The sequence below is a fragment of the Sphingobacteriales bacterium genome, assembly GCA_016700115.1.
Lineage (GTDB): Bacteria > Bacteroidota > Bacteroidia > Chitinophagales > UBA2359 > UBA2359.
On the sequence record CP064999.1, the window covers coordinates 5,392,544 to 5,407,621 of the forward strand.

7 protein-coding genes are annotated in these 15,078 nt (G+C 40.1%); 6 read left to right on the forward strand and 1 reads right to left on the reverse strand.

Going from position 1 to position 15,078, the window contains the following annotated elements; genetic code table 11:
* Positions 1–131: 131 nt before the first annotated feature.
* From IPM47_19425 to IPM47_19445, 5 genes are all read left to right on the forward strand, one after another.
* The gene (locus IPM47_19425) at positions 132–1,247 is read left to right on the forward strand and encodes a PorV/PorQ family protein (protein ID QQS28978.1); all 1,116 of its coding nucleotides are present in this window, start codon (positions 132–134) and stop codon (positions 1,245–1,247) included.
* A 37-nt stretch (positions 1,248–1,284) separates the two neighbouring features.
* On the forward strand, positions 1,285–6,450 hold the full coding sequence (locus IPM47_19430) for a hypothetical protein (GenBank protein ID QQS28979.1): 5,166 nt from the start codon (positions 1,285–1,287) through the stop codon (positions 6,448–6,450).
* Positions 6,451–6,725: 275 nt separating this feature from the next.
* Positions 6,726–8,351 carry an acyl-CoA dehydrogenase family protein gene (locus IPM47_19435; GenBank protein QQS28980.1) on the forward strand — a complete coding sequence of 542 codons (1,626 nt, stop codon included), beginning with the start codon at positions 6,726–6,728 and terminating at the stop codon, positions 8,349–8,351.
* Between the two features lie 260 nt (positions 8,352–8,611).
* Complete coding sequence (locus IPM47_19440) at positions 8,612–9,796, forward strand: hypothetical protein (protein ID QQS28981.1); 1,185 nt, start codon at positions 8,612–8,614, stop codon at positions 9,794–9,796.
* Positions 9,797–9,818: 22 nt separating this feature from the next.
* Complete coding sequence (locus IPM47_19445) at positions 9,819–12,308, forward strand: OmpA family protein (GenBank protein ID QQS28982.1); 2,490 nt, start codon at positions 9,819–9,821, stop codon at positions 12,306–12,308.
* Positions 12,309–12,458: 150 nt separating this feature from the next.
* On the opposite strand, the gene IPM47_19450 is transcribed toward IPM47_19445, so the two are convergent.
* Positions 12,459–14,321 (reverse strand): hypothetical protein, encoded by a 1,863-nt coding sequence (locus IPM47_19450; protein QQS28983.1) that lies wholly within the window; start codon positions 14,319–14,321, stop codon positions 12,459–12,461.
* A gap of 78 nt (positions 14,322–14,399) precedes the next feature.
* On the opposite strand from IPM47_19450, the gene IPM47_19455 reads away from it, so the two are divergent.
* A complete protein-coding gene (locus IPM47_19455; GenBank protein QQS28984.1) occupies positions 14,400–15,041 on the forward strand; it encodes an alpha-ketoglutarate-dependent dioxygenase AlkB in 642 nt (213 codons plus the stop codon).
* Positions 15,042–15,078: the final 37 nt, after the last annotated feature.

The following is a 15,078-nucleotide window of genomic DNA, read 5'->3' on the forward strand; positions in this document are numbered from 1 at the left end:
TTACTGACCGGTCAATACTGATTAAAAACTAAATCCACGCAACCAATATTCTCAAACTAACATCTTCCGAAAATACTAATATTGCCTGATAGGTTGTATTTTCATTCATTGGTAAAAGATTCAATTTTCTTATGACCTTTTTCAAAAGTCTGCTTCTTTCTGCTTTCTTGCTGATCGTTTTTTCCCATAATACATTACAGTCTCAAACTATTCGCACCTACAGTAACGAATTTTTATCTTTAGGTGTCGGTGCACGGGGATTAGGAATGGGTAACGCACAAGCCGCATCGGTTAGTGATGTTACTTCCGGTTTTTGGAATCCCTCAGGTTTGGCACAGCTTACCGGAACACAAGTGGCGGCAATGCACGCAGAATGGTTTGCCGGCATCGCAAAATACGACTATGCCGGTGCTGCTTTTCCAATCAATGACCGGAAACGTTTTTTAGGTTTTACAGCCATCCGATTTGGCGTTGACGATATCCCCAATACTTTGTTTCTTATTGAACCGGATGGGAATATCAATTATGACAATATTACTACTTTTTCGGCAGCCGACTATGCCCTGCTAATGTCTTATGCCCAACAAGTCAAAAAAATCAGCATTGGCGGTAGTGTAAAAGTTATTCATCGCCGCGTAGGTAGTTTTGCAACTGCCTGGGGGTTTGGGTTAGATCTTGGCTTAAAGTACTCCATTAACAATCGCTTTACTTTAGGCGTTATGCTCAAAGATGCCACTACGACAGTAAATACCTGGGGATTTAACTTTACCCCGGAAGAAAAACAAAAATTAGAACTAACCGACAACGTCATCCCGGTTAACTCGGTTGAACTGACCGGACAGCGCTTAATTCTGGGAGGTGCTTACAGGCAACCTTTCGGTCAGAGCAAAATATCGTTACTGACCGAATTGAATTTTGATATAACTTTTGATGGCAAACGCAATACCCTGATAAAAAGCGATCCTGTCAGTATTGACCCTCATGCCGGTATAGAGTTAGAATATAACAACCTGATTTTCCTGCGGGGTGGTATTAACAATATACAGGAGTTTAGAAATGATACCAATGGCGAAACCTTTACAAGCTTGCAACCCAATGTGGGTTTAGGCATAAAAATTAAAGAAGTCCGAATAGACTACGCTTTTACAGGGCTAAACCGAGTATCAGATGGCATCTATTCGCATATTATTTCCCTGATGATTGACTTTGGGAAACACAACAAAACCAGCACAACGACAACTGACTGATTTTTCTTGATTAAACTGCTTCTAATTTTTTCTTATCATGCGATTGAACGGTAACCATATTTATAGATACATTCTTTTTCTGTGCTTCAGCTTTTTTACCATTTTCTTACAAGCACAAACAACCACCTACAACAACGAGTGGATTGACTACTCAAAGCCACATTTTAAGGTAAAAGTTGTCAATCAATCATTATACCGCATCCCATATTCGGTATTGGAAGCCAATGGCTTGCCATTAGTGGGGTCGCAGTTAAAAATGGTTTGTATGGGTCAGGAAGTGCCGCTCTATGTGTCGAACGAAGGCACCTTAACCGAAACCGATTACGTAGAATTTTATGGTGCTCCAAACGACGGTTCCTTTGACACCAGACTTTACAGCAACCCACAATGGCAATTAAATCCTTTTCAGAGTTTGTTTACCGATACTGCGGTCTATTATCTCACTTCTGTCAATCCCGGCACAGTTGTATCCCGCTTTCAAAACACTGCTAACAATGTTAGTGGCGCATTACCCCCAAAAGAAGAATATTTCTGGCATACCAGTTACCGATGGCATCGAAATGTTTTTACCGGAGGAGACCCGTTCAGAAATCTGGGTGGGGTTAACAATTATCATGCGGATTTCGGAAAAGGGGAAGGATTCACCGGATTGTTGTTTACTGAAGGGCAGACGCGTTTGTATAAACTCAATACCGATAAAATATATACTGCAAATCCTGTCTTAAATGCACAGATTTCTACTAAAGTGATCGGCCAATCAGATGACCTGACCAATATTCCCGACCATCACCTTTTAATAGAAGTGAATAATAATCTTCATGTAGATACTGTTTATGAAGGTTATGACAATTTTACCTTTAACTTAAATGTTCCGGTAAGCCAACTGACCGATCCTTTAACAGATATCGAATACACCAATGTTGCCGATATAGCAGTGGCTGATAAAAGTTCGGTGGTTTATGCAAATATTACCTATCCAAGAACTTTTGACTTCTCAAACTCACGGAAATTTCTGTTCACCATCACGAACAATACCAACAAATATCTGGAAATCACCAATTTCAACGGTGGAACTGCTCCCGTACTTTATGACCTGACCAACCGGCTCCGATTTATTCCGGTTGTAGAAGGCGGAGTTTATAAGTTTTACCTTCCTGCTGTTGCAGGTGGTCTGCCAACCCGCAAATTATATTTAAGCAATACCAGCACCGTTTGTGATATTATATGCAATATGCCGGCTTGTAATCCTGCAAATTGTGGGATTTTTAATGTGTCTGCATTAAATCCGGTAAATTTTGTTGATTTTACAAGTTCAGCTTCAGAAGGTAATTACCTGATTATTTCACACCCTTCGCTGATGCAGGGTGATATCAATCAAATTGACCGATACCGGCTTTACCGCAGCAGCCCTCAGGGGGGAAATTACGCTGCAACAGTGATTGATATTAACCAACTCTATGAACAGTTTTCCTATGGGATAGAAAAAAATCCTCTGGCAATAGTCAGTTTCATCAACTATGCATTAGACCACTGGAATACTCCGCCTGAATACTTGCTGCTTATGGGCAAATCAATCGGTTATCATCGGTTTGGTTTAAATCCGTCCTGGTTTCACAATTGTTTAGTGCCGAGTTATGGGCATCACCCTTCCGATAATATGCTGACAAGAAGAGGGATAACCGGATTTCAGACACAAATCAGTGTGGGAAGAATACCGGCAAAATCACCGGATGAAGTCGCCGCTTATCTGGACAAGTTGATACAATATGAAGACTTTAGCCCATGTACCAAAGAAGATAGGTTGTGGCGAAAAAAAGCTATACACATAGCAGGAGGAAACAATCTGAGTGAAGCCAATTCATTTTTAAGCTACCTCAACAAATATAAAACCATCTATGAAGACACGCTGATGGGAGGTAAAGTTGATTTTACCTACACCCGTGCAACAGACGCTTCGGTAATTGTCGAATTTCCGGATATTGATGAAAAAATTAACAACGGTTTAGCCTTAATTTCATTTTTGGGACACTCTTCCGGAATATATTGGAATGTAGATTTAGGCCCGCCAACTGACTATAACAATGTTGGAAAATATCCATTTATGATATCGAGTTCCTGCTTTGTCGGCAATATTCATGATCCGGTAAACGCAACTACCGGGCTTGTTACGATGGCCGAAGACTATATATTAGCCGATCAACTTGGTGCTATCGGATTCCTGGCAACTGTTTCTTTTGGCTTCCCGAGTTTTATGGATATTGTTGTAGAAAGATTGTACCGGAATTTCAGTCTGACACATTATAACGAACCTGTCGGGTATTGTATGCAACGGGCAATTACAGATATATCTGCGGTTTATCCGACAAGTGATGGGGTTAAAATGACCGTACAGGAATACACCTTAGCAGGCGACCCGGCAGTTGTCATCCAATCATTTGAAAAGCCAGAATATATCATTGAGGAATCTGACGTGTTTTTTACCCCGGCTGAGATAACCGCCAATTTGGATTCCTTTGCGGTGAATGTGGTGGTATCAAACCTTGGGAAAGCAATACATGACTCTCTTTCTATTCAGGTTAGTCGAACCTATCCGGATGGAAATACAGAAATCGCTGCTGTTAAAAAATTCCTTGCTCCTGTTTTTCAGGATACCCTTGTTATGTATGTTCAAACAGCTAATGATACGAGCAGTATTACAGGCGATAATACCTTTGTTGTGAATATTGACTACAACAATGAAATTGATGAAGATTGCGAAAACAACAATACTGCTACAAAAAATGCCTTTATTTTTTCAGATCTTTTAGTGCCAATATCTCCCTGTAATTTCACGATTGTTTGCAACAGCAATCCCACCCTGTTTGCTTCAACCGGATACCCTATGCTTGCAGCATTGCCGTATAAAATGGAAATTGATACTACCAACTTGTTCAATAACCCGTTATCTCAAATTCTGCTAAACAGCGAGTCTGGTGTTATAAAATGGCAACCCGGCATTCCTTTACAGCACGATAAGGTGTATTACTGGCGTGCAAGTCAGCTTAGTCCTGCAGGAGATGCTTATAACTGGCAAACCAATTCATTTATTTACCGTGCCGACAGTTGTGCTTCGGGATGGAATCAATCTCACTATTATCAGTTTTTGCAAGATAAACTCGATCAGGTAAAAATCAACCCCGACAACAGGCAGTTTGAATATACCGGAGTAGGAAATGTAATCAGCGCAAAAAACGCACGCGATAGTTACGCAGATATAGACTTTACCCTCAATTTTACGACTACCCTTGTTCAGAACTCCTGCTTAAAAGGGGTCTGCAACGGAGGTCTTTCTTTTATAGTTTTTAAGCCTGCACTTATTCTGGAACCAATGACTACCGTCAGGCAAAATTCAGAAGCCAACTGTAACGGAATTGGTTCTTACGGCAACATACAATGTTCCCCGGGTGTTAAAACAGGTTTTGAATATCATACCGGATCTGCCTCACAATTGGATTTCATGCTGGATTTTATGCAGAACGTAATCCCTGACGGCTACTATGTTTTGGCTTATAGTGTCAGGAATCACGGTTTGGGATCAACCAATCCCGATGATGTAATCTATCCATATCAAGACGATATTTACCAGTTTTTTGCCGATATGGGCATTTCAGAAATTGCCGGACTTAGCACAGACCAACCCTTTATTGCTTTTGGCAAAAAAGGTTCGGGTGGAACTTATACGCCTACATTTGTATCCCCTGAAATTCCAACAGAAATTTTTGAAATTGATATTCCGGTCGAAGGTAAACATCCTGAAGGGGTAATTACTTCAACGGTGATTGGCCCTTCCATCGAATGGGATAATCTTGATTGGAAACAACATCCTTTAGATAACCCTCTGACTTCTGCCGACTCAATCAGCATCAATATTTACGGGCTTCCGTCTAATGGTTCAGCACCTATCCTGCTTATGAATTCCGGAAATGATTACAACCTGGACATCAGTAGTATCAGCGCCGAAGATTATCCTTTCCTGAAATTAGAAGCGGTAACCTCAGATACTGTGGCATTTACCATGCCTCAACTCGACTACTGGAGGGTTCACTACGATCTTGCCGGAGAGCTTGCATTGGATAAAAAGGAGCATTTTATTTTCCTGAGCGATACCTTGAACGAAGGCGAACCTGTTCATTTTGAAATTGCCGTTACTAATGCAAGCGGAACAAATATGGATAGTGTTCTCGTTGGATTTACCATTATTGACAACAATAACCAATCACATATTTTCAATTCCCGTCAGGCTCCAATTGCTGCGCGCCAAACCGGAATTATAACCTTTAATCAAAGTACAGAAGGTTTGGGTGGGAACAATATTCTGATTGTGGAGTTAAATCCTAATAACGATCAACCCGAAAAATTCAGATTCAACAACCTCCTGATTCTTTCATTCTTCGTAATAAAAGACAAAATCAATCCTGTTCTGGATGTTACCTTTGATGGCAGACATATAGTGGACGGCGAGTTGGTTTCGGCAAAACCGTTTATCACCATTAAAGCAAAGGATGAAAACAAATACTTAGCCCTGAACGATACCACCGGATTTAAACTTTTTCTGAAACATCCCGATCCGGTTTCAGGGCAACTTTCCAATATTGAAACCCCTGTTTTTTTCAATAACCCCGAAATCACCTTTTTGCCTGCAACAGCCGAACAGGCCGGTTCGGGTAATAATGCTGCAACCATAGAGTATCGCCCTGCCTTTACCCAAAGCGGGTTTTACGAGTTACAGGTCAGGGCTAAAGACCGGAGCAGCAATAACTTTGCAGCCGATAAACAATACCGGACAAGTTTTAAGGTAGAAACAAAACCCATGATTTCAAATGTGTTTAACTACCCAAATCCTTTTACAACCTCTACAAGATTTGTATTTACTCTTTCAGGCTCTGAGATACCGGAGTTTATGAAAATACAAATCATGACCATCTCCGGAAAAGTAGTCCGCGAAATTACCAAAAACGAACTCGGCCCTATTCGCATCGGCAACAACCTGACCGAATTTGCATGGGATGGAACCGACCAATATGGCAACCAACTTGCCAATGGGTTATATCTCTACAAAGTGGTTACCCGTTTAGGTGATCAAAAAATGGAACAGTACAAACTCGGCAAAGATGCAGATGACTTGTTCAAAAACGGAATCGGTAAAATGTATCTGATGAGGTAAGCCACTTCTTTCATTTAATCCCTATTTTTAACAACAGCTTTCGGGATTAAACCGGTCTTGATAAATTTGCCTTTCATACTCAGGTGATTTGGAAGTAGCTTTAGTATGAAAAGTTTGAGGTTTAAAAATAAATAATGCACGCATTGCTTTTTGTTTGGACAACAATCCGCATCTTTGTGCTTTAAAAAGTACCGAGGCAATTGACTTAATCAGTTTTTGTCAGGAAAAATGATAATTCCGACTATTTTATTTTATCAAAATTAACCGGCAGCTAAATGAAGTCGCCCTATTTTACCTCAGAACATGACTTGTTCCGCCAAAGTGTACGGCAGTTTATTGAAAATGAAGTAGCTCCCCATGCTCAGGAATGGGAGGCTAATGAAGCCATCCCCCGATATATCTGGAAAAGAATGGGCGAACTTGGTTTATTAGGGCTACATTATCCCGAACAATATGGAGGAGCAGAGTCCGGTTTTTTTTACTCTGTCATTTTTACAGAAGAACTCAGCCGAAGCCTTATGGGTGGATTTTGTGCTGCTGTCGGAGTTCATTCTTATATGGCAACTGCCCATATAGCTAATGCAGGAAGTGAGAGTTTAAAACAAAAATATTTGGTGCCTGCCATTTCGGGCGAAAAAATCGGAGCACTTGCAATTTCTGAACCCGGAGCCGGGTCTGATGTGGCCAATATTCGAACTACTGCCAAACGAATAGGCGAGCAATATGTAATCAACGGCTCAAAAACCTTTATCACCAATGGTGTTTATTCTGATTTTGTAGTAGTAGCCTGCAAAACGAACCTATCCGAAGGAGTGTCGGGTATCAGTCTGATTGTGGTTGATCGAGATACTCCCGGTTTTACAGCGTCAAAACTAAAAAAGATGGGCTGGAACAGTTCCGATACCGGTGAATTGTTTTTTGACAATGTATGTGTTCCTGTCGAAAATCTGGTAGGAATGGAAGGGAATGGGTTTTACTATATTATGGACAGTTTTCAGTTAGAACGGTTGATTGCCTCAATCGGCTCAATATCGGCAGCAGACATCGGTTTAGACTTAACCCTGAAATACATCGAAGAACGGGAAGCTTTTGGCAAAAAGATTAATAAGTTTCAAGCTATCCGACATAGTCTGGCCGATATTGCCACCGAAATTGAAGCTGCCAAACAATTTACCTATTACACTTCCTGGTTGTTTGATCAGGGAGAGTTTGCGGTTAAAGAGTGTTCAATGCTCAAACTACTGACCAGTGAACTGGCAAAAAAGGCCGCAGATGTTTGCCTTCAGTGCTTCGGCGGATATGGATACATGGAAGAATTTCCAATTGCCCGATTATATAGAGATGCGCGTGTAGGGACTATTGCAGGAGGAACGTCACAGATTATGCGTGAAATTATTTCAAAGATATTGATAGATGAAGTTTCCTACCGTCCTGTATATACGGGTTCTATACAGTCTGATGAAAAATCAGATAGTTCAGACAAAGTAACCGACATCGTAACAGAGCAAATTGAAACACAGCAAAATACTCAAATTCAACATCAAACCGAAAATAACAAGAAAATGAGCAGCAATCCTCAAACAGCCCGTGAAATTGTATTGTCCCTTTCTGAACGATTAAAAACCTATAAAGTCGAACCTGATTATACCACCACCGTGCATTTTGAACTTCTCGGTGAAAACGGAGGTAAGTTTACCGTTAATATCGAGCAAGGGGTATGTACAGTTCAAGAAGGCCATATCGGTGTGCCGAAATGTCTGTTAACAGCCAAAGACCGGGATTATGAAGACATTGAACTTGGCCGCGCTAATCCTCAAATGGCGGTCATGATGGGAAAAATTAAACTGACCAACTTATCTGAAATGATGAAATTTTCAGGTTTGTTTAAAAGACTTCATTGATTGTGAAGTTATGGTTCAATTGGGGGTTTTTATCAGAAAAATTCTAAGTTTCCTAAAGAATAATTGGGAATAATCGGGTCCGCCGGTTTTTTATCTATATTATATTTGAGTAACTATTGACTAAAGCACATTCGTGTCAGGGCAAACGTTATTCCAATAAAAGAAATACGAAAAAAACCGATTTTTTTAAAGATTACAAGGTAAAAACAGGTTAAATTCTTTACCTTTGTTTATATCGTGAAATCTAAAACCCCAGTATAATGAAAAAACTATTTCCCCTCTTTCTGTTTTTTTGTGCTACAAAAGTTGTATTTGCACAATATGAGATGGTTGTTTTTGAATACGAAAAAAGCTATTTTAACCAGGGAAATCCTCTGCCGGCAGAAAGTTATATCATGTTCAGCGGACAGGTAGAACAAGGGATTGACCTTGTTGCAGTAGAAATCTATAAAGGCGGAAGCAAACATAAAAAGCCATTATACATTGGAAGCTGGAAGCGTTCTTTCAGCAACACGGGAGAAAAGTTTGATTTGCCGCTAAACTATAAATTGCGGGGAGGAGATCAGTACGACGTGGTCATAAAAAACTATCGCAGTGCATCGGATATAGAAAAAAATAACCTGCGGGAAATCATCAACAGCACCTTAGATGCGTATGTAGATGGCATCATATCGGTAGAAAGACGAAGATTAAGTATTGCTAAACCGGCCGGTGCTATCATCAAAGATCTCAACGATATCGTGCAACAGGGGACTGTTTTTTATGAAAACAAGATCAACTTTGAATTTCCGGGCTTTTCAGACATCATCAAAATAAAAATAGAACAACTCAACAAAACAAAACTGAACAGGGGTTCAATCGTTTTTGCAAATGCCGAAAAGAAAAATACGCGAAACGAAAACAAACGACTTTATTCTGAGAAAATGATTGGCGAACTTAAAACCGCCCTACACACAGAAATTGAACAATATGTCAATACAAATTTGATGGTTTTACATGATTGGACACAAGTAAACGATTATCCAACTGAAAAAACCCGCAATGTTATTTCCATCAACGCAGGGTATGGGGGAGTTTATTTTGATGGCGATGTAAACAACCTGTCCTACGATAGTGCGCCGTATATCGGTATGTCTTTTCCATTTGGCAAATCTGCATTTTCCTCGCCTTTCTGGAGCAATGCCTCATTTTCATTAGGCGCTTTTATCAACAATTTTGAAGATGAAGACGGAAACATTGTAACAGGCCCCATTTTTGGCCGACCTTATTATGCTGGCTTAGGCTATAAGGTGTTTCAGTTTATACGGATAAATGCGGGTGCAACTTTTTTAGAACAAAAGCGAAGTCAGTTTGGATTTGACATCAAGGATGTTAAAGTTCGACCGTTCATTGGTGTAAGTGCAGAAGTTAATCTTTGGCTGGGACTGGGAAGTAAAAGCAAGTAACCATCTTTGCCATTAAACCAAAATGGAGATTACCATTTTCAAAGATTATTTTACTTTTAAATCGGCAACCATGAAAACTTCAAATCATATTCTAACCATAATTTTGGCTTTTCTGATTTCCTTGCTTCATTTCACTTCGGAAGTTTTAGCTCAAAATGACGATTACGGATGGCGTTTAGGTGCCGGCGTTGGTGTGATGAGTTATTATGGCGACTTGAGCAGCAACAGCATAGGAAAGGCTTTTAAACAACACTATAAAATTAACAAGAACCGCGATTTGTCTTATAGCATTTTTCTCGAGCGGAGGATTTCCCCGGGAATTGGTATTCAGCTTAGTGGTAATAAAGGTTTTTTAACAGAAAGTGATCGCAATCGAGCAACATCTGATGCTTTTTATGATCGTGCACTTAATTTCAGAAGCGAAATCAACGAAGGGAACCTGTCTTTTATCTTTAAAGCAGATAATGATAAAATTCTCGGAAAAAAAGTTTTTCTCGCCCCCTATTTAGTTTTAGGTGCCGGAATAACTCACTTTCAGGTCTTTGCCGATTTGAAAGACAAAGATGGTTCTTATTACAACTACTCACAAGCTGTAATCAATGATGGCACTTATGAAACTGATATCACCAATATTGGTACTGAAAAAACAGACAATTATGCGACTGTTGTCCCTCATTTAAACGCAGGTGTCGGGCTCCGTTTTAGACTATCGGATCATTTCAGCCTTCATGTTCAGAGTGATTTCAGGTATGTCTTCAGTGACTATCTCGATGATGTGAGCAGCACAGTTTTCAGGAGCTCTTACATTAATGAAACTCAGGCATTTGCAGGAAAACCCAATCCTCAATATGACGGAATACGCGGAAAGGAAAATAACCTGAATGATATTTATGCAATCAGTTCAGCCTCGTTTCGCATCAGTTTCGGACAAAAAAAGGAAACTTTCCTCCCTCCTGTTTTTTATGCCCGGCAAGTTGAAAACACAGGAACTGAAACAGTTCAACTATTACCAACCGAACTAAAAGTTGGCTCTGAAACCATTGTAGTTTATGACACTATCAAGGTTATAGAAAAAGGATATACTGCAACTTATGACAGTTCCGGAATTGGACAAACCAAAGCCTTGCTCGACTCTTTGAAACAGGTACAGCTCAACAATCAACAGTTGGAATCTCAACTACAACAAGCACAAACAGAGTTTTCTCAATTACAACAAACACTAACGGATGCCCAAAACTCTCAGGATACTTTACTGATCGCAAAACAAGATGTTATCCTGAACAAAATGGACTCTCTTCAAAAATCCGTTACTAATCTTTATATAGTTTCAGCCGTCTCGGATCAGAAAGCATTGCCACAAGACAGTACTGCTACAGATGCAAAATATACAGCCGAGTTAAAGCAGTTAAAAGATGAAATTGACCGACTAAAAGCCGGGCAATTTGCCGACAAAAGACCCTCATTAAACCCATCAGGATTTCCTGTTCAAGCTACTGTACCCCCTTTGGCCAATATGCCTGCAGTGTCTCAGATGCCATCTGAAAAAAACATCAAACAAACACCCTCCCTAACATCGCCTGATAATCAGGCAATGTTGAAAATTGAAACAGAGATGGACGGGCTGAAAATGCAGATTGCAATGTTAACCAATGCTGTCAATGCCCAAACTTTGGCGTTATCAAGACAAGCAACTGCAATGCCTCCTGTTACTCAGCCACAGGTAATAATTCAACAGCCTTCACCTATCGGTGAAAGTTCTAATCAACAATGGGAAAGTTCACTTAATGCTATTAACAACCAATTGTTTTTACTCAATTCCAGAATTAGTTCTTTGGAGCAACGCCCACCCGCCACTACAATCATAGCTGCTCCGGCAACAAATCAGCAATCTGCCAACTCTATTCCTGCAGATTCTACAAATCACCAAAGCTTGATAAAAACGATCGAAGACTTACAAAAACAATTACATCTGCTCAATAACAAAGTTCTTGAACTGGAAAAGCAACCTGTCATTCAAAAATCTCCGGTTGTTCCAACTCCTGTAACAAATAATCCACCTATAACGGAACCAAAAGCTGTAGTGGCTCCTCCAACACCTCCGCCGGTTAAGACCGTTGAACCTGTTGTCCCATTACCCACTACATCGTCTCGCCCGGAAGTAACAGCCGCCTATAAAACAGAAGTGGATAAAATGGGGAGTGTCAGTCTGTTTTTTGAGGTAAATTCTGCTGTTATTTCCGACCCCGAACTGACTAAACTGCAACGGGTTGTGGATATTATCCGCCGTTATCCGGAAGCCCGCATCACTATCAACGGATATACTGATAGTACGGGCAGTGCCGAATATAATAAAAAGCTTTCCGAAAAACGGGCAAATGCAGTTTTAGACCGTTTGATTAACGGCTATAAAGTAAACCCTGCACAGGTTATATTGAAGGGGTTTGGGGATGCCAATGCCATGCCCGGAGCCAGTTCTTACGACCGGAGGGTAGATTTACATTGGGAAAAATAAATATTGGCATCTATCGTTGTTCAATGATGAAAAATCAGCATAAATATGCTTTGCCCGGAAAACAAATAATAAGAAGCGTGTTTTGTTTTAGATGATTCAGCTTACGGCTTTGTTAAACGATGCCAAAGTTCGCATAGTTTAACTGCATAGTTAATCAATTACCAGTTCAACCGAAATGTTGCCGGATGGTGCCGAATTCCATTGTACCATTATCTGATTAGTACCTTGTCCTGACAGAATTGTGCCTTCGGTAACTGTCCATTCATAACTGCTTCCATAAATGAATGGCACACTGTACAAATAGGTATCACTGTTACAGGCAACCTGCTGACCGGAAATTGCTAAACTGCCGGGAAAATAGTAATTACAGATATTCAGGTCAAAACCTTCCCGGATATAATTGTTGACCGATGAAGCGGTAAAATCGGGATTCCAGTTATCTTTTGACATTTGACGGCAAATGGTCAAAAATTCAATGAGCCCACCTGTTTCGCCAATATGAGTTAGGTAAGTTGAAATATTCCGGTTAGGGTCAGGGTAAGCAACTTCTGCGTTTGATGCTCCGATTTCTCCGCTTTGTGCAACCCAATTGGTAAAAGTACCTGATGGTATAAACCAGTTTCCGGCGCTGACAGTATTGAAATATCGGTTATTGCTAAAGGAAAGATTACCGAAAGATCCGTTTTGCACAACACAATACCCTTTAAGATTTCCCATTTGAATGTCGTTGGCAATGATCTGATTATTGCCGGCTAAAATACTTCCTGCATTGATACCTGATGAATAAGCAATACCTGAAGGGGTATTGTTACCCCAGTTATAGACAATGTTGTTTTCAAAACTGACATCTTGTACGCGGTTAAAACTAATGCCGAGGTTGTATTCGGATACCGGCGTAAAATGTGCAACTATGTTGTGGTGAACGATTGCTCCTGTTACTCTTTCCACCGAAATTCCGTTTCCCTGATCAAAAGGCTCTACTCTTGCATCCAGAACAACATTATAAGCAACTTCAGCACTCACTGATTCTGTCGGCCAATTTAATGCTGTGCCGTCAAAAGTTCCTATCAGGATATTGCGGGGGTTGGACAAATAAAGGTTGTCAAAAATAAAACCGCCGCATCTGTGTCCGCCACCAACCGCAGAAGCTCTCGAAACTATATTGCGTTTAAAAACTAAATTCCGGCAACCAACCTGAAAATAAGTGTTATGGCTAAAACCGGTAGCTACCGCACCTGCAATCTCTTCATTCCATCCATTGTGGTCAATCAGATTTTCTTCAAATAAAATCGAATCTACCCGGTTGATGAAAATTCCACCGCCCCCGCCTCCTGTTTCATAAGCATCTGTAAATACTGATCTTCTTACTTTTAAGTTTATTCTGGAAAAATCACCTGCCGAAACAGGATCTTGTGCTACAAGCTGGGTATGGAATGCATCGAAATGACAATCTTCAATTAAAAAATGATTAAAAGCAGCATTAGTGAGATTGACACCAACCGGTTCATCTGTTCCACTACGGGTATGCGGTTTTGCATATAAACCAACCATGCTCACAAAGGCTGCGGAACTTCCAAAAAAATCTATCAACCCATTGTTACCTGTTAAAATCTGAGGTCTTTGTATATCATATCCATAGCTTCCAATTAAGAGAGGTTCGTTGATATTGCGTCCGAATAAAGATACAGTACCAAATGACTCATTGACCCAAACATCTCCCTTTTTAAACAAAATCCAATCGGGAAACCCTGCTCTCAACTGTGTTTTAGCAGCAGCAATAGACTCAAAAGCAAGGATGAAGCCGACAGGGTGAAAAGGGTCGGAGCCAATTTCAGGCATATCCGGTGAGTATATAATTGCAGTGGCATCGTTTCCCGAATCGGCACTTACATAAATTAAACGTGAATCGACAGAAGGGGTAAACTGACTCCAACCGTTTAAAACTGAAGCCTGAGGAAACATCACTTTAATACTCACTAAATTAAAAAATAATAAAAATGCAAGTTTACTCATAAGTTAGAATCACTTTTAATCAAAATTAGCATTTTTTTAAAAACCCCGACTATGTTTTAAAGTTATCATAAGAATTTAATGAAAAATAAAACCATACCTTTACTACTTATGTTACAATCGTCCGTTGTCAGCCTGCCTGATTCTGAAATATATTATTACCCTCATTTTTTTCAAGAAAATGAAGCGGACGATATATTGATAAAAATGCTGGCACCGGGTCTAATTGAATGGAAGCAGGAAAGTATTCAACTGTTTGGTAAAAAAGTATTGACACCGAGACTCAGTGCATGGTATGGAGAAGAAGGAACTGAATATACCTATTCCGGCCTGACTATGAAACCCATACCCTTTACACCTGAGTTAAAGTATATCAAACATAAGTTAGAGAAGATTAACCCAATCTGTCACTTTAACAGTGTTTTACTCAACCTTTACCGCGATGGTCAGGATTCCATGGGTTGGCACTCAGATGATGAACCTGAGTTGGGGAAAAATCCAATCATTGCATCTGTCAGTTTTGGAGCTGCAAGGCGTTTTATTTTCCGCAACACCAAGCAAAAACAACTCAAACAAGAAATTTTTCTTCAACATGGTTCTTTATTGCTGATGAAAGGAACCACCCAACACTTCTGGCAACATGCTTTGCCTAAAACATCGAAGGCAACCGGTGTCAGAATTAACCTGACTTATCGAAAAATCTTAAATAGAGAAAGAAAATGAGCAAATCATCTGCATCAAGCATGATTTTTTCAAACCT